Annotated in this window: 21 protein-coding genes and 1 pseudogene; 8 read left to right on the top strand and 14 right to left on the bottom strand. The window is 60.0% G+C overall.

The window, feature by feature from the left end; all coding sequences use genetic code 11:
* Positions 1-12: 12 nt before the first annotated feature.
* From ACS4RR_RS07800 to ACS4RR_RS07825, 6 genes are all read right to left on the bottom strand, one after another.
* On the bottom strand, positions 13-1203 hold the full coding sequence (locus ACS4RR_RS07800; protein ID WP_222295620.1) for an efflux RND transporter periplasmic adaptor subunit: 1191 nt from the start codon (positions 1201-1203) through the stop codon (positions 13-15).
* Positions 1204-1604: 401 nt separating this feature from the next.
* Positions 1605-2576 carry an ABC transporter substrate-binding protein gene (locus ACS4RR_RS07805; RefSeq protein WP_222295621.1) on the bottom strand — a complete coding sequence of 324 codons (972 nt, stop codon included), beginning with the start codon at positions 2574-2576 and terminating at the stop codon, positions 1605-1607.
* A 58-nt stretch (positions 2577-2634) separates the two neighbouring features.
* A complete protein-coding gene (locus tag ACS4RR_RS07810; RefSeq protein ID WP_456189926.1) occupies positions 2635-3762 on the bottom strand; it encodes an ABC transporter permease in 1128 nt (375 codons plus the stop codon).
* A complete protein-coding gene (locus ACS4RR_RS07815; protein WP_064248347.1) occupies positions 3759-4688 on the bottom strand; it encodes an ABC transporter permease in 930 nt (309 codons plus the stop codon). The genes ACS4RR_RS07810 and ACS4RR_RS07815 overlap by 4 nt, the downstream gene beginning before the upstream one ends.
* The gene (locus ACS4RR_RS07820) at positions 4685-4984 is read right to left on the bottom strand and encodes an endonuclease domain-containing protein (protein ID WP_246726162.1); all 300 of its coding nucleotides are present in this window, start codon (positions 4982-4984) and stop codon (positions 4685-4687) included. The genes ACS4RR_RS07815 and ACS4RR_RS07820 overlap by 4 nt, the downstream gene beginning before the upstream one ends.
* Positions 4985-5244: 260 nt before the next feature.
* Complete coding sequence (locus ACS4RR_RS07825; protein WP_260109270.1) at positions 5245-6021, bottom strand: ABC transporter ATP-binding protein; 777 nt, start codon at positions 6019-6021, stop codon at positions 5245-5247.
* 94 nt (positions 6022-6115) lie between these two features.
* Here ACS4RR_RS07825 and ACS4RR_RS07830 point away from each other — a divergent pair, with 94 nt between their 5' ends.
* The gene (locus ACS4RR_RS07830; protein WP_018073737.1) at positions 6116-6529 is read left to right on the top strand and encodes a cupin domain-containing protein; all 414 of its coding nucleotides are present in this window, start codon (positions 6116-6118) and stop codon (positions 6527-6529) included.
* 58 nt (positions 6530-6587) lie between these two features.
* Here the strand turns inward: ACS4RR_RS07830 and hydA are convergent, their stop codons facing one another.
* Genes hydA through ACS4RR_RS07845 form a run of 3 tightly spaced genes read right to left on the bottom strand, consistent with a single transcriptional unit; the run spans position 6588 to position 9882 of the window.
* Complete coding sequence (gene hydA, locus ACS4RR_RS07835) at positions 6588-8042, bottom strand: dihydropyrimidinase (protein ID WP_162117970.1); 1455 nt, start codon at positions 8040-8042, stop codon at positions 6588-6590.
* 2 nt (positions 8043-8044) lie between these two features.
* Entirely contained in the window at positions 8045-8629 is a 585-nt protein-coding gene (locus tag ACS4RR_RS07840) for an endonuclease domain-containing protein (protein WP_170262108.1), read from the bottom strand.
* Entirely contained in the window at positions 8629-9882 is a 1254-nt protein-coding gene (locus ACS4RR_RS07845; RefSeq protein WP_017965807.1) for a Zn-dependent hydrolase, read from the bottom strand. The genes ACS4RR_RS07840 and ACS4RR_RS07845 overlap by 1 nt, the downstream gene beginning before the upstream one ends.
* A gap of 276 nt (positions 9883-10158) precedes the next feature.
* On the opposite strand from ACS4RR_RS07845, the gene ACS4RR_RS07850 reads away from it, so the two are divergent.
* Entirely contained in the window at positions 10159-10836 is a 678-nt protein-coding gene (locus ACS4RR_RS07850) for a TetR family transcriptional regulator C-terminal domain-containing protein (protein ID WP_170262109.1), read from the top strand.
* 4 nt (positions 10837-10840) lie between these two features.
* On the opposite strand, the pseudogene ACS4RR_RS07855 reads toward ACS4RR_RS07850, so the two are convergent.
* Together ACS4RR_RS07855 and ACS4RR_RS07860 are read right to left on the bottom strand one after the other, a co-directional pair.
* Positions 10841-11182, bottom strand: a pseudogene (locus tag ACS4RR_RS07855) (response regulator); the annotation flags it as partial.
* Positions 11183-11341: 159 nt separating this feature from the next.
* The gene (locus ACS4RR_RS07860) at positions 11342-12241 is read right to left on the bottom strand and encodes a LysR family transcriptional regulator (RefSeq protein WP_170262110.1); all 900 of its coding nucleotides are present in this window, start codon (positions 12239-12241) and stop codon (positions 11342-11344) included.
* Between the two features lie 101 nt (positions 12242-12342).
* Here ACS4RR_RS07860 and ACS4RR_RS07865 point away from each other — a divergent pair, with 101 nt between their 5' ends.
* The gene (locus ACS4RR_RS07865) at positions 12343-13365 is read left to right on the top strand and encodes a zinc-dependent alcohol dehydrogenase family protein (RefSeq protein WP_222386764.1); all 1023 of its coding nucleotides are present in this window, start codon (positions 12343-12345) and stop codon (positions 13363-13365) included.
* Positions 13366-13420: 55 nt separating this feature from the next.
* Here ACS4RR_RS07865 and ACS4RR_RS07870 read toward each other — a convergent pair whose 3' ends face one another.
* Positions 13421-13831 carry a rhodanese-like domain-containing protein gene (locus ACS4RR_RS07870; protein ID WP_260109268.1) on the bottom strand — a complete coding sequence of 137 codons (411 nt, stop codon included), beginning with the start codon at positions 13829-13831 and terminating at the stop codon, positions 13421-13423.
* A 67-nt stretch (positions 13832-13898) separates the two neighbouring features.
* Between ACS4RR_RS07870 and ftrA the strand changes: the two genes are divergently transcribed.
* Together ftrA and ACS4RR_RS07880 are read left to right on the top strand one after the other, a co-directional pair.
* Positions 13899-14900: a transcriptional regulator FtrA gene (gene ftrA / locus ACS4RR_RS07875; protein ID WP_456189927.1), complete on the top strand. Its 1002-nt coding sequence runs from the start codon at positions 13899-13901 to the stop codon at positions 14898-14900.
* A 195-nt stretch (positions 14901-15095) separates the two neighbouring features.
* The gene (locus ACS4RR_RS07880; protein WP_260109266.1) at positions 15096-16106 is read left to right on the top strand and encodes an SDR family oxidoreductase; all 1011 of its coding nucleotides are present in this window, start codon (positions 15096-15098) and stop codon (positions 16104-16106) included.
* A 63-nt stretch (positions 16107-16169) separates the two neighbouring features.
* Here ACS4RR_RS07880 and ACS4RR_RS07885 read toward each other — a convergent pair whose 3' ends face one another.
* A complete protein-coding gene (locus ACS4RR_RS07885) occupies positions 16170-17849 on the bottom strand; it encodes a glycoside hydrolase family 13 protein (RefSeq protein ID WP_170262114.1) in 1680 nt (559 codons plus the stop codon).
* Positions 17850-18028: 179 nt separating this feature from the next.
* Here ACS4RR_RS07885 and ACS4RR_RS07890 point away from each other — a divergent pair, with 179 nt between their 5' ends.
* The 3 genes from ACS4RR_RS07890 to ACS4RR_RS07900 all read left to right on the top strand — a co-directional run bounded on the left by ACS4RR_RS07890 (position 18029) and on the right by ACS4RR_RS07900 (position 21705).
* The gene (locus ACS4RR_RS07890; protein WP_456189928.1) at positions 18029-19672 is read left to right on the top strand and encodes an alpha-amylase family protein; all 1644 of its coding nucleotides are present in this window, start codon (positions 18029-18031) and stop codon (positions 19670-19672) included.
* Complete coding sequence (locus ACS4RR_RS07895) at positions 19669-20706, top strand: TIGR03885 family FMN-dependent LLM class oxidoreductase (protein ID WP_260109264.1); 1038 nt, start codon at positions 19669-19671, stop codon at positions 20704-20706. The genes ACS4RR_RS07890 and ACS4RR_RS07895 overlap by 4 nt, the downstream gene beginning before the upstream one ends.
* Before the next feature lie 162 nt (positions 20707-20868).
* On the top strand, positions 20869-21705 hold the full coding sequence (locus ACS4RR_RS07900) for an SIR2 family protein (protein ID WP_456189929.1): 837 nt from the start codon (positions 20869-20871) through the stop codon (positions 21703-21705).
* Here ACS4RR_RS07900 and treZ read toward each other — a convergent pair.
* Complete coding sequence (treZ, locus tag ACS4RR_RS07905) at positions 21702-23690, bottom strand: malto-oligosyltrehalose trehalohydrolase (protein ID WP_026154317.1); 1989 nt, start codon at positions 23688-23690, stop codon at positions 21702-21704. The genes ACS4RR_RS07900 and treZ overlap by 4 nt on opposite strands.
* Positions 23691-23845 lie beyond the last annotated feature (155 nt).

Below are 23845 nucleotides of genomic sequence, written 5' to 3' on the forward strand. Positions count from 1 at the left end.
CGGATGGTCTCTTTAGTTGGAAGCCGGGGGCTGTTCACGCACCGGCGTGATGTGGTCGCCGTCGCGGACATAAGCGCCCGCCTTGGCTACGACCTCGTCGCCGGTCTTCAATCCATTGACCACCTCGACATAGGCGCCGTCCTGGATGCCGGTCTCGATCTTGGCGAATTTCACCACGCCGTCCTCGACTTTGCGGGCGGAGGAGCCTTCGTTGCCGGTGAGTACTGCGGTCAGGGGAAGCGCTACGCCTTCAGTCTCGCGCACGATGATTTCGGCGCTGCCATACATGCCGGAACGCGCCTTGCTGTCATCATCGATGGAGATATGCACGAGGCCGAGGCGAGTGACCGGATCGACAGTCGGCGAAACCAGGCGTACGGCGCCGGAAAGTTTCTCACGGCTGCCAGAAAGCGAAATCGTTGCCTTTTGGCCGGCCACGATCCTGACAACATCGCTTTCGGCGACCTCAGCGACAAGCTCGATATCGCCGTCGCGGATGATGGTGAACAGCGGATCGCCGTTGCCGGCGGCAATGGCGCCGACCTTGGCGTTCTTCGCCGAGACCGTGCCGGCGACCGGCGTCTTCACATCGGTGCGCGCCAGCTTCAAATCCGCATCGGCGATCTGGCTGTCGAAGACCTTCAGATCCGCTTCGGCGACCTCGATCGCCTGTTCGGCGGAGACGACGCGAGCATTGGCGGCGGCGGCAGTCGCATCGGCCTGTTCGACCTGGGCGGTGGAAACCGTGCCCTTCTTGACCATTTCCTGGGCGCGGGCCTGCTGCTGCCTTGCCTGTTCGGCATTGGCCTGCGCCTCGATGAGCTGGGCGCGCAGCTGGGCGAGGCTTGCCTCGCCCTTGGCCCTCGTCGCCATCATCTGGCTCTTTTCCAGGACCAGCGCGTCATCGTTGAGCGTCGCCAGCGTGCTTTCGGCCTGAACCTTGTCGCCGACATCGGCTTTCAGGGTGCGAATCGAGAGGCCTTCGACCTGCGGCTGGATATAGACTTCTTCGACGGGTTTGACTGTTCCCGTGCCGATGACACGGTCGACGAGGGTGCGATTGACAGCCGTGGTGACGACGATCGCCGGCAGGTTCTGTTGCGGTTTTGCGACCGGCGCTTCCTGCGAAAATGCGGTGGATGCAGCAAGTGCCGCTGCAAAAAGGGTAGAGGCGCCTAGAATTCCAATCGGCTTGCGTGCCATGCGTCTTCGTCCAATCTTATGATAAGGTTGGCCGAACTCGAGCGTCTGCCACTCAGCGCGCGATCAGGCCACTGCCCTTCCTGCATTCTCAGAGGTTTCCGCCGGTCCTTTGCCGTCTTCATCCCTCGGCGGCAAATTCGGCTTGTAGGTGGTATCGATTTGCTCGATCTACAAGTCCGGCAGAAAACAATTCCCCATCAGGCGATAATAATTACCATTCCGACGTCAATCAATCACCGCAAGGTTATGTCAACATTACGAAGATTGATCGCGTTCTTACCCCATGACGTTTGACGCCCGATAAATGCGACAGCTGCAAGGCGTTTTTTTCCACCTCGCACGGAAAAACACGAAACGCGCGGAAAATCTCCCGCGCGTTTCGCTTCGCCGCGTTGACGAACCTACTTGGAAGCGGCGTCGGTGATGTCGTGCGTCCAGGCGCCTGACGGCTCCTTGCTGATGATCTTCTGGTCGAGCAGCGCCTTTGCCGTGCGGGCATAGAGTGCCTCGTCCAGCTTGCCGGAGCTGTCGCCGACCAGTTTGGCGACTTCACCCATCATACGCTTCTGATGGTTCTCGTCCTGGCCGCCGTTGTCCATGACGATCTCGGCGGCTTCGTCGGGATTCTCGGTGGCATATTTCCAGCCCTTCATCGAAGCGCGGACGAACTTGACCATCTTCTCCTTGAAGGCGGGGTCCTTCAGCTTGTCTTCCATCGCATAGAGACCGTCTTCAAGAAGGTCGTTGCCCATTTCAGTGTAGTTGAAGACCGTCAGTTCTTCCGGCTTGAAGCCGGCATCGATCGCCTGCCAGTATTCGTTATAAGTCATGACGGAGATGCAGTCGGCCTGCTTCTGGACAAGCGGCTGCACGTCGAAGCTCTGCTTCAGCACGGTGACGCCGTTCGGACCGCCTTCTGTGGACAGGCCGAGCTTGTTCATCCAGGCGAAGAAGGGATACTCGTTGCCGAAGAACCAGACGCCGAGCGTGTGGCCCTTGAAGTCGGCTTCGGTCTTGACCGGGCCATCCTTGCGGCAGACCATTTCCAGGCCCGCCTTCTGGTAGGGCTGGGCGATGTTAACGAGCGGAACGCCCTTTTCGCGGGCAACAAGGGCGCCACCCATCCAGTCGACGATGACATCGGCGCCACCGCCGGCGATCACCTGCTCGGGGGCGATATCAGGGCCACCCGGCTTGATGTCGACGTCGAGGCCTTCTTCCTTATAGAAGCCCTTGTCCTTGGCGACGTAGTAACCGCCGAACTGGCTCTGCGTGACCCATTTCAGCTGCAGCACCACCTTGTCGGCGGCCATGGCATGGGCCGATGCAAGCGACATCGCGCTCGCCATCATTGCAACCATCAACTTTCTCATTTTCTTATCCTTACCCTCTGAAGTTATGCCCGGACCCGTTTCTGGAGCCCGCGCGCGCCTAGCCACCACGGATAGACGGATGCCAGAACGTCACCGCCCGTTCGGTCAGGGCGATGATGCCATAGAAGATCGAGCCGGCCAGCGCCGCGACGGCGATTTCCGCCCAGACCATGTCGACATTCATGCGGCCGATCTCGGTGGAGATGCGGAAGCCCATGCCGACGATCGGCGTTCCGAAGAATTCCGCAACGATGGCACCAATCAGCGCCAGCGTCGAGTTGATCTTCAGTGCGTTGAAAATGAAGGGCATTGCTGAGGGAAGCCTGAGCTTCAGCAGTGTCTGCCAATAGCCGGACGCATAGGTGCGCATCAGGTCGCGCTCCATGTTCCCTGAGGCGGCAAGGCCGGCGACGGTATTCACCAGCATGGGGAAGAAGGTCATGATGATGACGACGACGGCCTTCGACGGCCAATCGAAGCCGAACCACATGACCATGACAGGGGCGACGCCGATGATCGGCAGGGCCGAAACCATGTTGCCGATCGGAAGAAGGCCGCGGCGCAGGAAGGCGATGCGGTCGGCCAGCACCGCGACGACGAAGCCGCTGAGGCAGCCGAGGATATAACCGATCAGCACCGCCTTGAAGATCGTCTGTCTGACGTCTGCGCCGAGGATCGGCAGCGATGCCATGAACCGCGCGCCGATGGCGCTCGGCGGCGGCAGCAGGATGAAGGGAACGCCGGCGCCACGCGTGACCGCCTCCCAGAGAATGAGGATCCAGGCGCCGAAGATTGCTGGGATCAGGAGCTGGAGCGCCGACTTGCCGGACGTTGTGACGGGCTGCAGCTTCGACAGCTCGGTGACGCATCGCCAGGCAAGCAGCCAGCAGGCGAACAGCAGCAGGAAGAAGGCCCGCGTCGCCGCACCATCGTTGCCGGAAAGAGCCGAAAGCAGCATCCAGGCGGCGCCATGCGCGCCGATAAACAGCACGGTGGCCCGATAGGCCGGCGGCTGCGGCGCTAGAGACAGCAGGGCAGCCGCGATGATGATGATGAAAATGAGGGTTGCCGTGCCATCGGTGAGGGGTCGCGTCGCGCCGTCGGCCAGGAGCGGCGGGGCCATCAGTGCTCCGATGCAGAGGAGGAGGGCGACGACGCCTTGCCAGGAGAAGGTCAAATGTCTCATGCCGGCCTCCCGCCCATGGCGCGGTCAACGATTTTCGCCGCAACGCCGACAATCGCGACCAGGATGCCGGCAAGCAGCGATCCGGCGACGAGGGCGGCCCAGATATCGATGGTCTGGCTGTAATAGGAGCCGGCGAGCAGCTTCGAGCCGATGCCGGCGACAGCACCCGTCGGTAACTCGCCGACGATGGCGCCGACGAGGCTGGCGGCAATCGCTACCTTCATCGAGGTGAAGAGGAAAGGGATCGAGGCTGGAACGCGCAGCTTCCAGAAAGTCTGCATCGGGCTGGCATAATAGGTGCGCATCAGGTCGAGATGCATGATCTCAGGCGAACGCAACCCTTTCACCATGCCGACGGCGACCGGAAAGAAGGAGAGGTAGGTGGAGATCAGCGCCTTCGACACGAGCCGGGAAGCGTCGGAATCGAGATTGAGGAGATGTGCAATAGCATTGTCGCCGGTCAGCACGTTATAGGAGATGATGACGATCATCGGTGCGATGGCGAGGATCGGTATGGTCTGGCTGGCCACCAGCCAGGGCATCAGCGAGCGGTCCATGGCGCGGTTGTGGACGATCAGCACGGCGAGAAGGATGCCGAGCAGCATGCCGAAGCCAAAGCCGAGCAGGGTGGAGGAGAGCGTTACCCAGCTGTGATAGACGAGGCTGCGGTTGCTCGAAAGGCTGCGCAGAAATGTGTTCTCGTAGACGTTCTGCGCCACCTGATGCGGCGCCGGCAGGACCGGCTTCGGCTGCGCCAGCGTCTTGCCGATGAATTCGAGAGTCGAAGGTGTGACGCCGGCGCGGCCGTCCATGTCGCGCTGGAATGGCGCGTTCATGAGGATGGCGGCGACATACCAGATGACGACGAGGGCCAGCAGGATGGTGGTGACGGGGACGATCTTATCCTTGAACGTGTCGGGCTTCATGCTACGCGCTCCTTCAAAAATGGCGCGGCATATTTCTCGACGGTGAGAAACACGTAATCGGGTCCATCAAGTACTTGGGCATTGTCGAAGCGCAGCACTTTGAAACCCTCGTTGCGCAGGAATGCATCCCTGGCAAGATCGTGGCGGCGGCCGTCGGCAGTCTCGTGGCTGTCACCGTCGACCTCGACGATCAGTCGTGCTGAAAGCCAAGCGAAATCGGCGATATAGGGGCCTATCGGCGTCTCGCGCCTGAATCGGGCACCATAGGGCCTGAGATCGCGAAGCATATCCCACATGGCAGCCTCCGCCTTTGTCAGCTCACGGCGGAGCCGTTTTGCCGTTTGGCGGGTTTTGAGGCTGATGTTTGAGTGTGGCATCTAGACCCCTCCCCAACCCCTCCCCACAAGGGGGAGGGACTTAACGGTCGAACCCGCGGGTGGCGGCAGCGCTCTCCCGCGACATTCCATGGAGAATTCAGCGAGCGCCGCGTGTTTGCCCCTCCCCCTTGTGGGGAGGGGTTGGGGAGGGGTCTTGCCAAACAACACGCGCCCGCTCCTCATGCGTGTCCCGTCCTCAGTCCCTCGCGAACGCGGTGGGCAATCTCCAGGAACTCGGGGGTTTCGCGGATGTCGAGTGGGCGCTCGGCCGGCAGGGTCGAGTCGATCACATCGGTCACCCGGCCCGGTCGCGGAGACATCACCACGATCTTGGTCGAGAGATAGACCGCCTCGGGGATGGAATGGGTGACGAAGCAGATCGTCTTGTTCGTACGGGTCCAGAGTTTCAGCAGCTCTTCATTCAGATGGTCGCGGACGATCTCGTCCAAGGCGCCGAAGGGCTCATCCATCAGCAGCAGGTCCGCGTCGAAGGCGAGTGCGCGGGCGATCGAGGCCCGCTGCTGCATGCCGCCGGAAAGCTGCCAGGGGAATTTCTTCTCGAAGCCCGAAAGACCGACGAGATCGAGCGCTTCGGCGATGCGCCGCGTCCGCTCGGCGCCGGAATAGCCCATAATCTCCAAGGGCAGAGCGATGTTGTTTTCGATGGTGCGCCAGGGATAGAGCGCCGGCGCCTGGAAGACATAACCGTAGGCGCGGGCCTTGCGCGCCTCCTCCGGTGTCATGCCGTTGATCGAGATCTCGCCCGAGGTGCTCTTTTCGAGATCGGCGATGACACGCAGGAAGGTGGTCTTGCCGCAGCCCGACGGGCCGATGAAAGAGACGAAATCGCCCTTGCGGACATCGAGATTGACATTGCTCAGTGCACTCACCGGGCCATCATTGGCCTGGTAGGTGAGACAGAGATCCTTGGCGGATACGACGGAGGGTGCTTGCATCAATGCGACCAGTCTTGTTTTCCCCGCTTGAACGCGGTTTGCGTGCTATCATTACCGCCGGTTTTATCGACGACACACTCCATGGAGGATGAGGATGGACGTGACATCAAAGCCCACCTGCCACATCGTTCGCCCCAATCATGCCTATGACGGCAAGCAGGGGCTGAGCTATTTCGCAGGCATCGCCGCCGAAACGGTCGGCGCCAAGGGCATCTGCATGCATCTTTTGACGATCCCGCCCGGCGTGCGCGCCAAGGCGCATCTGCACGAGGCGCACGAGACGGCGATCTACATGCTCTCCGGCGAGGCTCATACCTGGTACGGAGACCGGCTCGAGCATCACGTCATCGTTCATGCCGGCGAACTTTTCTATATCCCGGCCGGCGTGCCGCACCTGCCGGCCAACCTCAGCAGCACGCCGTGCACAGCGATCATCGCGCGCACCGATCCGAACGAGCAGGAAAGCGTCGTGCTTCTGCCGGAGTTGGACGCTTTGGTGCCGGCGTGAGGTCATTGGCATAGAGGCAGCGGTCCCCGATTGATGGCCGTATCGTCATGCGCCATCGTCATACGCCGCTTGCCGGAATGCCGCTACGCGTCACCTTGCGCGGTGCGGTGATATCCTTCCACTGGGAAAGCGCCTTGCTGACGGCCGTGACCGGCTCGCGCCTGACGAATTCGCCGTGGCCCTGGCGGGTCTTGATCGCGCCTTCCTCGATCGCGAGGACGCCGCGCGTCAGCGTATAGCGCGGCAGGCCGGTCACTTCCTTGCCTTCGAAGACGTTGTAGTCGATCGCCGACTGCTGGGCTTTGGACGAAATGGTCTTGGAACGTTGCGGGTCCCAGACGACGATATCGGCATCGGCGCCGACAAGGATTGCGCCCTTCTTGGGATAGATGTTGAGGATCTTGGCGATGTTGGTCGATGTGACGGCGACGAATTCGTTCATCGTCAGCCGCCCGGTGTTGACACCATGCGTCCAGAGCATCGGCATGCGGTCTTCGAGGCCGCCGGTGCCGTTCGGGATCTTGGTGAAATCGCCAACGCCGAAGCGCTTCTGCGCCGTGGTGAAGGCGCAATGGTCAGTGGCGACGACCTGCAGCGAGCCGGAGGCGAGACCTGCCCAGAGCGAATCCTGATGCTGCTTGTTGCGGAAGGGCGGCGACATCACCCGGCGGGCCGCATGATCCCAGTCGGGATTGGAATATTCGCTCTCGTCGAGCGTCAGGTGCTGGATCAGCGGTTCGCCATAGACGCGCATGCCCTTGCTGCGCGCACGGCGGATCGCCTCGTGCGCCTGTTCGCAAGAGGTGTGGACGATATAGACCGGGCAGCCGGCCATGTCGGCGATCATGATGGCGCGGTTGGTCGCTTCACCTTCGACTTCGGCGGGCCGGGAATAGGCGTGCGCCTCGGGGCCGTTATTGCCCTCGGCGAGCAGCTTTGCCGACATCGAGGCGACGACGTCGCCGTTTTCGGCGTGCACTAGCGGCAGGGCGCCGAGTTCGGCGCAGCGCTGGAAGGAGGCGAACATTTCGTCATCGTCGACCATCAGCGCGCCCTTATACGCCATGAAGTGCTTGAAGGTGTTGATGCCCTTGTCGCGGACGATGGTCTCCATTTCCTTGAAGACCTGCTCACTCCACCAGGTGACTGCCATGTGGAAGGAATAATCGCAATTGGCGCGGGTCGATTTGTTGTCCCACATGGTCAGCGCTTCGAGCAGCGACTGGCCGGGAGCGGGCAGGGCAAAATCAACCACCATGGTGGTGCCGCCGGAAAGGGCGGCGCGCGTGCCGCTTTCGAAATCGTCGGAGGAATAGGTGCCCATGAAGGGCATTTCGAGATGAGTGTGCGGATCGATGCCGCCGGGCATGACGTAACAGCCCGTGGCATCCAGCGTCTCGTCGCCCGAGAGATTCTGCCCGATCTCGATGATCTTGCCGCCGTCGATTTTCACGTCAGCCTTGTAGGTGAGGTCGGCCGTGACGATGGTGCCGTTCTTGATGACTGTGGTCATGATCATTCCCCGTTCTTGTCTGCAGTTTGGGCCGGCGAATAGAAGCCGAGCAGTTCTGAGCTGACCTCGATCCGGCCCTGCAAGGCAGCTAGAATCGTTTCGAGTACTGAGCGACGTTCGCGCGAGATTTCCCGATTCCAGAAGCGTAGGACGGAATAGCCATTCACATTGAGCCATTCAGTTCGGCGCTGATCCGACGTGCTATCGGCATGCTGGAAGCCGTCGACTTCGACGATCAATCGTTGTTCACGACAGAGGAAATCGACGATGAATGGGCCGAGGGGAACTTGCCTTGCAAACTTATAGCCATTCAAGCGGCGGGCGCGGAGGTCGCTCCAGAGGTGGTATTCCTCTTCAGTTTCTTTGCGGCGAAGCGTTCTGGCCTGGTCGGTCTTGTTGGTGCGATGTTTCCGGATATCCTGCTTGATAATTTTCGTCGCGCCCGGAGCCCCCTCATCCGCCCTTCGGGCACCTTCTCCCCGAGGGGAGAAGGGGGAGACCGCGACGTCTACCGATCCCTTCTCCCCAGCGGGGAGAAGGTGGCCCGAAGGGTCGGATGAGGGGGCTCCGGGCTCGACATAAGCCATCACACCACAATCTCCGCCGTCTCGACCACCGCATGAAACAGCACATCGGCGCCCGCCGTCGCCCATTCCTTGGAGATTTCTTCCGCCTCGTTATGCGAGAGCCCGCCGACGCAGGGGCACATGACCATCGTCGCAGGTGCCACTTTGGCGGCCCAGCAGGCGTCATGGCCGGCGCCGGAGATGATGTTCATGTGGCTGTAGCCGAGCCGCTCGGCGGCTTCGCGCACCGACGTGACCAGTTTCGGATCGAAGGTGATCGGTTCGAAGTGGCCGATCGCCTCGATGGAACAGCCGACGCCGAGTGCATTGGTGATCTCAGGCGCCTTTGCCTCGATCTTTGCCCGCATACGGTCGAGCTTCTCCTTGTCGGGCGAGCGGATGTCGACGGTGAAGACCACCTTCCCGGGTAGCACGTTGCGGGAATTCGGCGAGAAGAACACCTGGCCGACACCGCCGACGGCACCCGGCTGTTCGCCCATCGCCACGTCCTGGACCATTTCCAGAATGCGGGCCATGGCGAGGCCGGCATTGACGCGCAGGTTCATCGGCGTCGAGCCGGTATGGGCTTCCTTGCCGGTCAGTGTGAATTCCAGCCACCAGAGGCCCTGGCAATGGGTGACGACGCCGATCTGCTTTTCCTCGGCTTCGAGGATCGGTCCCTGCTCGATGTGATATTCGAAATAGGCGTGCATCTTGCGGGCGCCGACCTCTTCGTCGCCGACCCAGCCGATACGCTTCAATTCGTCGCCGAACAGATTGCCCTCGGGGTCCCTGCGATTATAGGCAAAGTCCAGGCTGTGCACGCCGGCGAAGACGCCTGACGCCAGCATGGCAGGGGCAAAACGCGCGCCTTCCTCATTCGTCCAATTGGTGACGACGATCGGATGTTTGGTCTTGATGCCGAGATCGTTCATCGTGCGCACGACTTCGAGGGCCGCAAGCACGCCGAGCACGCCGTCATATTTGCCGCCGGTCGGCTGGGTATCGAGATGCGAGCCGACATAGACCGGCAAGGCATCGGGATCGGTGCCGGGGCGGGCGGCGAACATCGTGCCCATCCGGTCGACACCCATGGTCAAACCGGCATCGTCACACCATCTTTTGAAAAGACTGCGGCCCTGCGCATCGGCATCTGTCAGTGTCTGGCGGTTGTTGCCGCCTGCTATGCCGGGGCCGATCTTCGCCATGTCCATGAGACTGTCCCAGAGACGGTCGCCATTGACGCGCATGTTCTCGCCTGGTGCTGCCACCATTCTTTATGCCCTCACCTGTTTGCGGCAGTCATGCAAAGAGGCATGCCCGCTCGTTCCCGTGGTCCTTTCCTGCGCCCCCTTATTGGTTTTGTCGAGCGCCGGAAAATCGCCAGTTGCCTTTGTTTTACATCTGACGGATAATTTGACCGATTGGTAAACATTACAACTTCCATCGCCGGGCTCAAGACGAAAATCACGAAAATTGCCGATAAAAATGCGGGCAGTTGCTCAAGGAAGCGGCGAGGGTCGTCCCTAGCCAAAACTTGAGCGAAGAAGTTGAATTTCAAGGGGAAACGACAGCCTGTGACAATACCGAGAGCAGCGAAAACCCTGAGGCGGACGCGAATCCAGGAAGAGAAGGAAGAGCAGATCCTGGAAGCTGCGCTCGATGTGTTTTCGGCAAGCGGCTTTCGCGGCTCGACAATCGATCAGATTGCCGAAGTGGCCGGCATGTCGAAACCCAACTTGCTCTATTATTTCCGCACCAAGGAAGCCATGCACCGGGCGCTGATCGACCGGGTACTTTACACTTGGCTGGAGCCGCTCCGCGCCTTCGACGCCGAAGGCAATCCAGAGACGGAAATCCGCAGCTACATCCGCCGCAAGCTGGAGATGGCCCGCGATTTTCCCCGCGAGAGCCGGCTCTTCGCCAACGAGGTGCTGCAGGGCGCGCCACATATCGAAGACGAGTTGAAGGGGCCGCTGAAGGAACTGGTCGACGAGAAGGCGGAGGTCATCCGCGCCTGGGCGACATCAGGCAAGATCGTCAAATGCGATCCCTACCACCTGATCTTCTCCATCTGGTCGACGACGCAGCATTACGCGGACTTCGACGTTCAGGTGCGTGCTGTGCTGGGGCAGGAACATTCGGGCGAGGGGCGCTTCGAGGATGCGGCGCGGTTTCTGGAACAGCTCTTCATCGGTGGGCTGCGACCGGATACCCTTGGAGGATGAGGCTTTACCCTCTCCTCGGAAGCGACACCCGGGCAAGAATATGCGTCATGCCCTCCATCGTATAAGGCTTCTGCAGCACGGGCGCGTCGGAGTGGCTACTCGCCTGAGCGATGCCCTCCCCATACCCCGTGGCAAATAAGAAGGGCACGCCGTCAGCAGCCACTCGATCGGCAATCCCGAAACTCGTCTCATCGCCAAGATCGACGTCAAGAAGCGCCAGATCGAAGGACTGTCCGGTCAGGATCTCAATCGCTTCGGCGACACTTGGCGCCGTTGCCACGTCGGCGCCTAAACGGCGCAGGATATCCTCGCCATTCATGGCGACGACTAGATTGTTTTCCACCAGGGCGCTGCAAAGTGACATGCTGACGTTTTTCCGAGTGATATGGCGGCCGCCCACAGTGGACGGTGAATGAGCGGATGTACTGCGCCATCGCGTTATTTCCAGAGAAACGCCTAGGAATAACATGGGTTTCTAGTCGCTCGCAGACCCGCGGCGAGCGCTTCAGCCCATCATTGCCGGCAATCCCGCAGCGAGCGTATCGATCGCGAGCCGCACCTTCGGCAGCATGACCGGTGAGCGCAGCCAAACGGCATGGGCATCGGAGATATTGGCCGGTTCGTGCTTCAATACCTGAATGAGCCGGCCCGCCAGCACCTCCTCGCGGACCAGCCAGCAGGGCAGCCAGGCAAGACCGCGCCCGGCGACGGCGGCATCGGAAATCGAAGCGAGGTCGTCGAGCCGAAGTCGCGCCTTTGGCACCAGCCGCCGCCCGGGATCAGCCGCAGTCGGAAAGATCCAACCTTTGTCATCATCGCCCCGCCTGTAGACGATGCCCTCATACCGCGGAATATCGAAGACCGTCTGCGGTGCGCCATGTTTTTCCAGATAGGCGGGCGATGCGCAGACGGTCATGCGCTGGCGCGCGATCGCCCGGGCCATCAGATCCGGATTGTCCTTCAGCGGTCCGTTGCGGATGACAAGATCGAACCCGTCCTCGAGCAGGTCGACGATACGGTCGTTGAAGGAAAGGTCGAGTTCGAGGTTCGGATGTTCATCGAGCAGGCGTGCGAGGATCGGCGCGATGCAGTGGCGGCCGAAAAGCACGGGCATCGAGATGCGCAATCGGCCGCGCACGTCACGCCGGCCGGATTCCAGCATGGCTTCCCCGAGGCGGATTTCCTCGATCGCCCGCAGGCAGCGCTCGTAGAAGAATCGGCCTTCCTCGGTAAGGCTCTGCATGCGTGTCGTACGGTTGAAGAGGCGCACGCCGAGACGCTGTTCCAGACGTGCGATCGTCTTGCCGACGGCCGAACGCGTGAGATGGAGCCGCTCGGCGGCAGCCGAAAAGCCACCAGCCTCGACGGCTTCGACGAAGATCGAGATACCCTTCAGCTGTTCCATTTGTTTCCTCTTTGGAACCATTCTGGTGAATTAATATCGCAACTGGCGCGAAATATTCAACGATATCCTTGTGCTCCCTGCAATGGACAAGGAGCAAGGCAATGCAAACAACACGGCAATGGCAGATCGACGCGGTTGGACCGGAGCGCCAGCTGACGATCGGCGAGCGGAGGCTCGAGCCGGTTTCGGGAAACAGGGTTCTGGTGCGGACGGAAGCCGTTTCGCTCAATTTCCGCGACCGACTGGTGATGGAGAGCGGCATGGGGTTGCCGCTGCAATTTCCCTTCGTGCCGGCTTCCGATATGGCGGGGGTCGTCGAGGCAGTCGGACCGGAGGTCAGCCGTTTCAAGCCGGGCGATCGGGTCATCTCGACGTTTTCGCCCGACTGGATCGACGGACGCGGGTTAGGCGATGCGCGCACGCCGCCTTACAAGACGCGCGGCGGCTTTTATCCCGGCGTCCTCTCGCAATACACCGTGCTTTCCGAAGAATGGTATTCAGGCGCGCCTAACACGCTCGATGCGGCGCAGGCGAGCACCTTGCCCTGCGCCGGGCTGACTGCCTGGTTCGCACTGATCGAACGCGGCGGTCTGAAGGCCGGCGACAAGGTGCTGGTGCAAGGCACAGGCGGGGTGGCGCTCTTCGGTCTGCAGATAGCCAAGGCCCATGGTGCGGAGGTCTTCATCACATCAGGCAGCGCGGAGAAGCTCGGCCGCGCCGTTGCCCTCGGCGCCGATCACGCGATCAATCGCCATGAGGGCGACTGGGTTGAGCAACTCTATCAGTTGACCGGCGGCTATGGGGCCGATCACGTGCTTGAGATCGTCGGCGGCCCACATCTCGGCCAGGCGCTGAAGGCGGTGGCGATCAATGGCCGCATTTCCGTCATCGGCGTGTTCGAGGGATTCGAGGTTTCCGGCCCGACCGGGCCGTTGCTGCTCAAGGCGCCTGTTGTGCAGGGCATTTCCGTCGGCCATCGCCGTGCGCTTGAAGATCTGGTGCGGGCAATCGACCAGACCGGGCTGAAGCCTGTGATCGACAAGCGTTATGCCTTCGACGAATTCCCTGAGGCGCTCGATCATCTCTATCGCGGGCCTTTCGGCAAGGTGGTCGTCGAGTTCTGACGATCGCGATTTTCCTGTCTCCCCGCTGCATGATTGTAGGGGGAGAGGGCGGCCATCAGGCGGCAGCAGGGACGCCCTGTTCGAAGGCGAAGCTTTCATCGGCCCAGCCGGTCATGCCGCCGATCATCAGCTTGGCCTGGAGCCCGAGATTGGCGAGGCGGAAGGCGGCCTTGTCGGCGCCGTTGCAATGCGGGCCGGCGCAATAGACGGCGAAGAGTGTATCGCTTGCCCATGCTGACATTCGGTGCGCCGTCATCTTGCCGTGCGGCAGGTTGATGGCGCCGGGAATATGGGACTCCGCGAAGAGCTGCGGCGAGCGCACGTCGAGGAGAACGAAATCGACGTTGCCGACCGCAAAGGCGGCATGCACATCCGAGCAGTCGGTTTCGAAAGCGAGCTTGGCGGCAAAGTGAGCGACAGCGGCATCCGGAGCTGCAGCAGGTGTTTGGGAAACGGGGCTTGGCATCGGTCTTCCTTTTTCTGAAGTTGCCGCCTGGTATCGCCGATGCTAGAGCTTTGCGAAATTGGCCATCATGTCTGACAGCGTAAAGATCATGCCAAACTCATTGCCGCAGCAGACGAAAGGACCGCTGGTCGCCGCACTTGCCTATGACGGGCTCTGCACCTTCGAATTCGGCATCGCCTACGAGGTCTTCGGCCTGCCACGGCCGGAAATGGGCGAAGGCTGGTATCGCTTCTCAGTCTGCGGCATCGAACCGGGTCCGCTTCGCGCAGCGGGAGGGCTGACGGTCGCAGTCGACCAGGGACTGGAAGTGCTTGACGAAGCGGACCTGATCGTCGTGCCGGGCTGGCGGTCGATCGATGCCGTCGTTCCCGAGCCGCTTGTTTCAGCGCTCAAGGCAGCGCATCAACGCGGCGCACGGATCATGTCGCTTTGCTCGGGTGTTGCCGTTCTTGCCGGGTCGGGCCTGCTAACGAACCGCAGGGCGACGACGCATTGGCGTTATGTCGCCTCGATCGCCGCGCGTTATCCCGATATCGCACTCGATGCCGACGTTCTCTACATAGACGAGGGCAGTCTGCTGACGGCAGCGGGCAGTGCTGCCGGCATCGATCTCTGCCTGCATGTGGTGCGCGGCGATTTCGGTTCGGAAGCAGCAAACAGCGTTGCAAGACGCCTCGTCGTGCCGCCGCACCGCGAAGGCGGACAGGCGCAGTTCATTCACGCGCCGGTTCCTGAGGAACGCGAGGGCATCCGCTTGGGGCCGCTGATCGAATGGATGCGCGAAAGCCTTTCCGAGGATCAGCCGATCAGCCTGCTTGCGAAAAGAGCGGGCATGAGCATGCGCACCTTCCAGCGGCGCTTCGAAGCGACGACGGGCCTCAGCGTCGGCGAATGGCTGCTCACGGAGCGGCTGCGGCATGCCCGCGACCTGCTGGAGAAGGAACTTGCTGTTTCGCTCGACGACATCGCCGCCGCCAGCGGCTTTGGAACACTGGCAACCATGCGGCATCATTTTCGCAGGCGGCTCGGGACAAGCCCTCATGCCTATCGAAAATCATTCGGTGGCTAAGGCATCCTTTGCCTGCATTTAACCTAAATGGCCGCTCTCGATCGCATCTCGAGATGGCGCGTGATGATGAGCGACATCTCAGCGCGCTCCGAGACAGCAAGAGCTGACTGAAACGGCGCGATGTCCGCCGGCCGGGAACTTCAATGGCGCCGGGTTGTTTGCGCAGAAAGGGTAAATCGAAAGGACGCTTCGACTATGACAACCAATCTCGAGGATGCTGTTGTCGTCATTACCGGCGCATCGAGTGGTATCGGTCAAGCCGCAGCCGAGGCATTCGCCAGGCGGGGTAGCAGGCTGGTGCTCGCGTCGCGCAACGGTGCCGCATTGGAAAAAGTGGCAGAGGTCTGCCGCCGCCTCGGCGGCGAGGCCACTTCAGTTGTTGCGGATGTCACCGACCCCGATGCAGTCAAGGCTCTTGCCTCGAAAGCTGCCTCGTTCGGCAAGATCGATGTCTGGGTCAGCAATGTCGGCGTCGGCGCGGTTGGTCGGTTCGAGGAGACGCCAATTGAGGCGCATGAGCAGGTCATCCGCGCGAACTTGCTGGGACATATCAACGACGCACACGCGGCTCTCCCGGTGTTTCTACGCCAGGGTACGGGCGTATTCATCAATATGATTTCGCTCGGCGGTTTTGCAGCGGCGCCGTTCGCCACAGCCTACAGCGCCAGCAAGTTCGGGCTTCGCGGATTTTCCGAGGCCTTACGGGCGGAGGTGGCGGATAAGCCTCGCATTCATATCTGTGACATTTACCCCGCCTTCGTCGACACCCCCGGCCTGATGCATGGTGCCAACTATGTCGGCCGGAAGGTCTCCGCGCCGCCGCCGCTGATCGATGCCCGGCGCGTTGCCGAAGCCATAGTCCAGGTGGCAAAACACCCGCGAGCAACGACCACCGTTGGCGCAGTAACCAATGCAACACGTCTCGCTCACCTGCTGGCGCCAAACCTGGCGGCGCGTTTGCTCGGCCGCTTCATGGCCGCCTATTTCAACCGAGCATCACCTGTCGCGAAAAGCGACGGTAATCTCTATCGGCCTTCCCAGGACACGGCGCATATCGATGGCGGGTTACGCTCGCGCTCGCGGCCATCGCTGTCGACGCCTCTGATGCTGGGCCTTGCAGCCCTTGCTTCCATCGCGGTCGGCGCGGCCATTGCATCGAGAGGCAGCCGGCGCCAGTCTCTTTCGCTGCCCCGGCGCTTGCGATAGCCGAGAAGATCGCAGCACCGAGCACTATCAAAAAGCCCGAGCAACTGTGACCGGATCCCAGCTTCACCTAGACGCTATGGCGAAGGCCTCGTAGGGGCTGAGTTCAATGGTCTCGTTGATCTTGTGCACCGGTTCATAGTTGCAAATGAGACATTCTCCGTTCATCCCGAGCTCCGATGGCAAACTCAGCCCAATGTGCCGCGGGGTGAAATTAGCGATGACAATCATCCGTGTCCTGTCGAATGTACGGGTATAGACGAAGACATCAGGATGTTGGTCGAGCCAGGATCGGTATTCCCCGTAGACGATGACAGGGCAGGTCTTCCGGAGCGCGATCAGTTTGCGATAGTGGTTCCAGATCGACTTCTCGTCTCCGATGGCCGCTTCGGCGTTGACCTTCGGATAATTGGGATTGACCTCGATCCAGGGTACGCCGGTCGAAAAACCGCCATAGGGGGCCGCACTCCATTGCATCGGTGTGCGGGCGTTATCGCGACCGTTCTCGTTTGCTCCGCGAATAAACTCTTCTGGGGAAAGGCCGGCCTCCACGTGCAGCCTGTGCATGTTGAGGGTTTCGATGTCCCGGTACTGATCGATGGAGGTGAAGGGGACGTTTGTCATTCCGATTTCCTCGCCCTGATAGACGAAGGGCGTGCCTTTCAGCAGATGCAGCACGGTGGCCAGCATCTTGGCCGACTCGATATGATAGCCGGTCACGTCGCCGTAGCGGGAGACGGCGCGCGGCAGATCGTGATTGCCCCAGAAGAGCGAATTCCACCCGTCTTCCGATAGAGCAAGCTGCCATTTGCTCAGGACGGTCTTGAGATTCACAAGGTCGAACGGTTTCGGGCGCCATTTGCCATAGACCGCGTCCCATTGCTGGGTGACGTGCTCGAACTGGAAGATCATCGAGAGTTCTTGGCGGTCGCGTCCGGAATAGAGGAGGGCTGCACCGGGAGTGGCGCTCCAGGCTTCGCCGACCGTCAGGATATCGCGGCTGCCAAAGGTCTTGGCATTCATCTCCTGCAGATAGTCGTGCAGATGCGGTCCGTCCTTTATAAGCTCCTGGTCCACCTGCTTGCCGATATAATCAATGACATCCATGCGAAAGCCGGCAATGCCTCGCTCAAGCCACCAGTTCATCATGTCATAGATTTCCGCCCGCACCCTTTCGTTCTCCCAGTTGAGATCCGGCTGGCGGCGAGAAAACATATGCAGGTAATATTCGCCTGTTGCCGGGTCGAGCGTCCAGGCCGGTCCGCCGAAGGAGGACTTCAGGCCGTTCGGCGGTCCTCCGTCCGGCGCAGGTTTGCGCCAGATGTAGAAGTCGCGGAATGGGTTGTCCGAACCGTGACGGGATTGAAGAAACCACGGATGCTCGTCCGATGTGTGGTTGACGACGAGGTCGAGCATGATGCCGATTTCTCGGTCTTTCGCCTCAGCCACCAGCCGGTCGAAATCTTGGAGCGTGCCAAACTCGGGGGCAATGTCCCGGTAGTCCGATATGTCATAACCATTGTCGTCCATCGGCGACTTGTAGATCGGCGACAGCCAGATGATGTCGATCCCGAGCTTTTTCAGGTAGTCGAGCTTTGAGGTGATGCCGGGGATATCGCCAATGCCGTCTCCGTTGGAATCGCAAAAGCTGCGCGGATAGACCTGGTATACAGTTGCGGTATGCCACCATTTCGGTTGGAGAGGTGATCGCTCGGGACCTGCCAGCGGTGTCGTGGAGTAATCCATCGGAGGCTTCCTATCTGTTGGGGATATCGGGAAAACACTGGTGATGTCTGCAGGTTCCACCGGGCCAGACCTTCCTTCCGCATCCCCCGGCATCCTTGGACTTGGCGCAATCCGAGGAACCCCCTCCTTCCGGGACCGTTAGAAGGGGTGGCAACAGAGATTATCGGGAGACCGTCGCGGTGCCGAACCGAAGCAGCAGCTGGTATGAGGAGGCGGTGATCTACAGCATCGATGTCGAGAAATTCGCCGATGGCAATGGTGACGGCATTGGCGACTTCGCGGGCCTGACGGAAAAGCTGGCCTACTTTTCGGAACTCGGAATTACCTGCATCTGGCTACTGCCGTTTTATCGCAGTCCGGATCGCGACAATGGTTATGACGTCAGCGATTTCTATTCGATCAATCCAAAGGTGGGAACGCTTGACGATTTCCTGACATTTCTGCACGGTGCCGGTGAGCATGGCATTCGGGTGATCATGGACCTCGTCGTCAATCATACATCCGATCAGCATCCCTGGTTCCAGGCCGCTAGGCGGGATGACGAGACGCGCTACCGCAGTTATTATGTCTGGAGCCCCGATCCTGCACCTGTCGCTTCAGGGGCCAAATCGATTTTTCCGGGCGAAGTGGACAGCCTCTGGACCTATGATGAGGTGGCGAGGGCCTATTATTTCCATAGCTTCTACGAGTTTCAGCCCGAATTGAACGCTGCAAATCCGCAGGTGCGCGAAGAAATATTGCGCATCGTCGATTACTGGATCGCATTCGGCGTCAGCGGGTTCAGGCTGGACGCCGCCCCGCTCATCATCGCCGATAAAGGACTTGAGCATGCCAATCCTCGCGATCCCCACGGCATCCTGAGGCAGATCGGCAGCTATCTGCAAAGCAGGCGATCGGGTGGTGTGCTCCTCGGAGAAGTCAATCTTCCGCCGGAAGCTTCCGACGCCTTTTTTGGCGAAGGAGACCAACTCCAGCTTCTGCTCAACTTCATGCTTGCCTGCTATCTCTTCGCAGGCCTCGCTGGGGAAGACGCGGCCTCGATCAATCAGGGACTGAGCCTGCTTCCGGAGCCACCGCCCGGTTGCGCATGGGTTAATTTCCTGCGCAATCTCGATGAGCTCGATTTTTCCCGAGTTCCCGCGGATTTGAAGAAGAACGTCTTCGACGCCTTCGCTTCGAAGGAAGAAATGCAGGCATTCGGCCGCGGCATCCGCCGTCGCGTTGCGCCCATGTTGGGCGGCGACCAACGACGGACGGAACTCGCCTTCAGCATCATCTTTTCTCTGAGCGGGCCGCCGCTTATCGTCTACGGCGACGAGATCGGTATCGGCGAGGACCTTTCCCAGCCCGGACGCAATGCAGTGAGGGTACCGATGCAATGGTCGGCGGAGAGGAATGCCGGTTTCTCCAGTGCCGACGCCGGAAAACTGTGTCAGCCGATCGTCTCGGACGGGCCGTTTTCCTACAAGAAAGTCAATGTTGTCGACCAATTCAATGATCCTAATTCCCTGTTGAACAAGATCAGGCGTTTTATTTCTCTTCGCAGGAATCAGCCGATCTTCACAAAAGGGCGGCTGGTGAGATTGAGCGCCGAGGATCCGGCTGTTTTGGTCCACGGCTTTGAAGACGCCGGGTCGCTTCTGCTGCTCGTCCACAACCTCGCTCGCCGGCGTATTAAGACGGAAATCAATTTTGGCGGAATGCAGCCTCGGAAGTTCCGAGATCTGATCGGCGAGGTGGAGTACGCAGGCGCCATCCAACCACGCCTGCAACTCGAGCCCCATGCCTACCACTGGTTTATTTCCGAGGGCAACGGATCATGACGCTCATCGGCTATCACGCGTCCCATGAACAATTTTCGCCAAGCGAGCTCCTCGGATATGTGCAGGCTGCGGAGGCTGCAGGTTTCGGCGCCGTGATGTCGTCCGATCACCTGACGCCATGGAGTGAGAGGCAGGGTCAGTCGGGCTTTGCTTGGGCCTGGTTAGGGGCCGCGCTCCAGGCCACGCAATCTATTCCCTTCGGTATCATCACAGTCCCTATGGGCTGGCGTTATCATCCGGCGATTACCGCACAGGCTGGTGCGACGATTGCAGAGATGTTTTCGGGCCGGTTGCCGTGGATAGCGGTGGGCAGCGGGCAGGCCATGAATGAACATGTCATCGGCGAACGCTGGCCCTCCAAGGCAGAACGAAATGAACGGTTGCTGGCTGCGGTCGAGATCATGAGGGACTTGTGGTCGGGGAAGCTGGTCAGTCGGACAGAACCCATCAAAGTCGATCAGGGCCGCGTCCATACTCTCCCTGATGAGATCCCGCGCATTGTTGCCGGCGCTCTTTCGCCAGAAACGGCCGAGTGGGCGGGAGGCTGGGCGGATGCGCTTATCACCATCAACCAGCCGACCGGCAAGCTCGACAAAGTCGTCGAAGCCTTCCGGCGCGGCGGCGGGAGGCAAAAGCCGCTCTACTTGCAAACACATATTTCCTATGCCGGCTCCGAAGAGGAAGCTAGGGCTAATGCCTTCGACCAGTGGCGCAGCAACGCGATTTCCGCTGCAATCTCGGAAACGCTTCGTTTGCCGGAGGAGTTCGATGAGGCATGTCTGAAGGTGCGGCCTGAAGATATGGACCAGCATGTGCGCATCTCGGCCGATCCACGACAGCATGTCGAGTGGTTGAAAGCCGATGTCGCGATGGGATTTGACGAAATCTATATTCACAATGTCGGGCGCAATCAGCGCGAGTTCATCGAAGTTTTTGGTCGAGAGGTACTAAGCTCATTCAGGACTGATGCGCCGGTCAATCCATGCGATCTTTCAACGGGAGATGGCTTCAAGGGCAGTCCAGATATCAGTTGATGAGGAGCGAATGCGGCTGGCCGTCGCAATTGCCCGCACTGTCGGGAACATGCTGCTCCAAAGAACAGCGAACTCCAAGCCGAAGTGCGCTACCGAGTGCGCTACCGCACAGAAACAAGTCTCTCCAGACGACGTTCGGTCTTACGGTAGTCAGGAGGATGCGTGCCACACGACAAACAAATATCGGCGATTGCCACCGCGATTGAACGCCGGCAGGCCGTTTTGTTCGTTGGTGCAGGAATATCGATGAACGTCGGCCTGCCCTCATGGAGCTGTCTCATCGATCATATGCTGATGGATCTCGGCCTGCCTTCGTCGTTCGCCGCCACGCACGGCGCAACCTATCAGGAAATTGCCGAATATTACCGTTTGAAGCACGGCTCGTTGTCTCATTTGGTCGAATGGATGAAACGCGAGTGGCAGATCTTGCCTGAGCAACTTGAGAACTCCGAGCTGCATAGGCTCATCGTCGAATTGGACTTTCCTCTCGTGTACACCACAAATTACGATGCAAATCTCGAAATCTCCTATGAGGCGTTCGGGCGGCCATTCACACGGATTACAAGCGCGAAAGATATGGCGACCGCGCCAGTCGGCGAAACTCAAATCGTCAAATACCACGGCGACTTCTCCGATCCGGACACACTGGTGCTGACAGAGTCGGATTACTTCGATCGCCTATCGTTTGACGCTCCTTTGGACATAAAATTCAGGAGCGATGCCTTCGCCTCGACATTGCTGTTTGTCGGCTACAGCATGTCCGATCTGAACATTCGCTTTTTGCTCCATCACCTGTGGTCGACATGGCGGCGGACCGGACTAGACCGACACCGGCCGCCGCTATTTCTCTTCATGCACGAGCCGACCGAGGTTCAGGTGCATGTTCTGAAGAGGTGGGGCGTTACCGTCCTCAGCGGCGATGGCGAGAGTTCAGGCGACTCCCTCTCTCATTTTCTCGAACGTCTGCTTCAACGACGAAAATCGAATGCCGGCAGTTAAGTGCTAGGGTCCCCGGCTCGCAAGATGCCGGCTTGCCAGTCCTCAATTGGCATTGCTGAGACGTTTTGCCGGTTCTGGAGTTTAAAGGGGGCGACGACCAGAGCAATATCCCCGTTCAATACCCAACGCTTCCAAAAATCATATGGGCGGCGTCCACTGCCACCGTAGGCGGCATCTTCACTTGACCAAGAGAGATGCCATTGGTGAGCTTCCGGCGGCGCAAAAAGCGGATCCGGCAGACTATCGATCACGAGGTCATTGCCGAAGTTGATCAACAATATTCTTTCGTCCGACGGCTTCTCCGCGAAGAACCTCAGGAGGAAGGCGGAGCTGGACAAAACATTACCGTCCATTTGGCCGTCACGAGCGCAAGCTTGGCGAGAAAATGCCTTGTTCGTCTGACGAAGATTCAGCAGGTCGCGATGAAGCAGCACGACTGCCGCGTTTCTCTCCCATTCGGCCCAATCGAGCTTCACCTTCTCAAACGTCGTGCGAGCACACGGATCCGCCATCTGTCTGATGAGCTCTTCATCCCTCAGGTTCGGGAATTGGCTGAGGAAACTGCGCCGCCCCTGCCGGACCATGTCGGCGATTTCTCCAGCGTGATCTGCGAAATAATAAAACGGAGAAGAGGCACCAAATTCCTGTCCCTGAAAGAGCATGGGCGTCTGCGGCCCCAGCAGTTGCAGCGCCGTCATGGCCCGAAGACGGGCTGGCGATGTTAGGTGGCCGATCCTGGCGCCCGTGCCGGAATTGGCGACTTGGTCGTGATTCTGGAGGAAGTGCACGAAATTCCACGGCTTGAGGTCGAGCCCAGCCGTTCCGCGCGGTTTATCCTGCCAATCATATCGCTGCCCCTGAAACAGGCAGCCATATTTGGCGGCAGAAACGAGTTCCTGGGCCGTACCGCGGTGATCATGATAATAGGCTTCGTTGCGGCCGGTCAGCGCCACTGTCGCGGAGCGGTGGAAATCATCGTTCCATAAGGCGTTCAGCCCATGCCCTCCCGCGCTCTCCGGCCGCACCATTTCGCTTTGCTGCGGCTCATTTTCGCTCACGAGATAGATCTGCCGCTGTCCCGCTGCTGCTCGAGCTTCCCTAGCAATGACCGTGACGATGTGTTCGTGGCTTGAGTCGAACAACGCCTGCGTTGCATCGATACGCAGTCCATCGAAATGGAATTCGTCGATCCAGTAGGCCGCGTTCTTTGCTATATATTCCCGAACACCGTGGCTGTTCGGACCGTCGAAGTTGATCGCCTTGCCCCATTCGTTCGAGTACCGCTCCGTGAAATAGTCGGGCGTGAATTCAGAAAACCGCTCGCCGACACCGAAGTGGTTGTAGACCACGTCGAGGATCACCCCGATGCCGATCCGGTGGGCTTCGTCGACGAAAGCGCGCACATCATCCGGTGTTCCATAGAGCCGCGTCGGAGCATAGAGCAATGTTCCGTCGTAGCCCCAGCCGAATTCGCCTTCAAACTCATTGATGGGCATTACTTCCAGGCAGTTGATGCCGAGTGCGCGAAGTCTTTCCAGCTTTTCCCGGGCTGCCGCAAAGGTACCTTCCCTTGTGAAGGTGCCGATGTGCATCTCGTAGAGAGCAGCTCCGAAGGCGGGCATTCCTTGCCAGTCGTAATCACTCCACTGATACCGCGCCGGATCTACGACGACTGATGGCCCCGATGGACCATCTGGCTGAAAACGCGAGGCAGGATCGGCAAGAAGATCATCCGCGTCTCCAAAGTGAAACTGGTATCGCGTTCCTACATCCAAACCGGGCAGATACAGGCAGAAGTAGCCGCCGTCCTCCGCCGTCATCTTATGTTCGGAATTTCCCTCGATCACGAGGAAACAGCGTTCTCTGGCAGGGGCCCATACTCGGAACGAAACGCCGCCGGCATCAACCTCCGCTCCGATCGGGGAGCGTCGGCTCCAACTGCGAGGCTTCGATTTCGACTCTTCGCTGCTTGAGTGGTCGTGCATGGCTCTCTCGTGGAATCGCCTGCGCTAACTTCGGCAGCCTTATGATGTTCCCGTAATCGCCTTTCGCCAGCTTTCGGGCCCATCCATCAAGCCCGAAACTTGCATTTGCGGTGCAGCGCAATGCCGCGGACCGAGCTTGCCCGTGGCGTTGAAGC

This window comes from Rhizobium zaerense (assembly GCF_051810725.1).
GTDB lineage: Bacteria > Pseudomonadota > Alphaproteobacteria > Rhizobiales > Rhizobiaceae > Rhizobium > Rhizobium leguminosarum_I.

What these genes read in the sequence shown, in the direction of transcription:
- ftrA (WP_456189927.1), top strand. Translation starts at nt 13,899, where the DNA reads ATGTCTGACAGCGTAAAGATCATGCCAAACTCATTGCCGCAGCAGACG.
- ACS4RR_RS07870 (WP_260109268.1), bottom strand. Translation starts at nt 13,831, where the DNA reads ATGCCAAGCCCCGTTTCCCAAACACCTGCTGCAGCTCCGGATGCCGCT.
- ACS4RR_RS07895 (WP_260109264.1), top strand. Translation starts at nt 19,669, where the DNA reads ATGACGCTCATCGGCTATCACGCGTCCCATGAACAATTTTCGCCAAGC.
- ACS4RR_RS07880 (WP_260109266.1), top strand. Translation starts at nt 15,096, where the DNA reads ATGACAACCAATCTCGAGGATGCTGTTGTCGTCATTACCGGCGCATCG.
- ACS4RR_RS07805 (WP_222295621.1), bottom strand. Translation starts at nt 2,576, where the DNA reads ATGAGAAAGTTGATGGTTGCAATGATGGCGAGCGCGATGTCGCTTGCA.
- ACS4RR_RS07815 (WP_064248347.1), bottom strand. Translation starts at nt 4,688, where the DNA reads ATGAAGCCCGACACGTTCAAGGATAAGATCGTCCCCGTCACCACCATC.
- ACS4RR_RS07845 (WP_017965807.1), bottom strand. Translation starts at nt 9,882, where the DNA reads ATGGTGGCAGCACCAGGCGAGAACATGCGCGTCAATGGCGACCGTCTC.
- ACS4RR_RS07840 (WP_170262108.1), bottom strand. Translation starts at nt 8,629, where the DNA reads ATGGCTTATGTCGAGCCCGGAGCCCCCTCATCCGACCCTTCGGGCCAC.
- ACS4RR_RS07865 (WP_222386764.1), top strand. Translation starts at nt 12,343, where the DNA reads ATGCAAACAACACGGCAATGGCAGATCGACGCGGTTGGACCGGAGCGC.
- ACS4RR_RS07825 (WP_260109270.1), bottom strand. Translation starts at nt 6,021, where the DNA reads ATGCAAGCACCCTCCGTCGTATCCGCCAAGGATCTCTGTCTCACCTAC.
- ACS4RR_RS07860 (WP_170262110.1), bottom strand. Translation starts at nt 12,241, where the DNA reads ATGGAACAGCTGAAGGGTATCTCGATCTTCGTCGAAGCCGTCGAGGCT.
- ACS4RR_RS07800 (WP_222295620.1), bottom strand. Translation starts at nt 1,203, where the DNA reads ATGGCACGCAAGCCGATTGGAATTCTAGGCGCCTCTACCCTTTTTGCA.
- treZ (WP_026154317.1), bottom strand. Translation starts at nt 23,690, where the DNA reads ATGCACGACCACTCAAGCAGCGAAGAGTCGAAATCGAAGCCTCGCAGT.
- hydA (WP_162117970.1), bottom strand. Translation starts at nt 8,042, where the DNA reads ATGACCACAGTCATCAAGAACGGCACCATCGTCACGGCCGACCTCACC.
- ACS4RR_RS07885 (WP_170262114.1), bottom strand. Translation starts at nt 17,849, where the DNA reads ATGGATTACTCCACGACACCGCTGGCAGGTCCCGAGCGATCACCTCTC.
- ACS4RR_RS07820 (WP_246726162.1), bottom strand. Translation starts at nt 4,984, where the DNA reads ATGTGGGATATGCTTCGCGATCTCAGGCCCTATGGTGCCCGATTCAGG.
- ACS4RR_RS07810 (WP_456189926.1), bottom strand. Translation starts at nt 3,762, where the DNA reads ATGAGACATTTGACCTTCTCCTGGCAAGGCGTCGTCGCCCTCCTCCTC.
- ACS4RR_RS07830 (WP_018073737.1), top strand. Translation starts at nt 6,116, where the DNA reads ATGGACGTGACATCAAAGCCCACCTGCCACATCGTTCGCCCCAATCAT.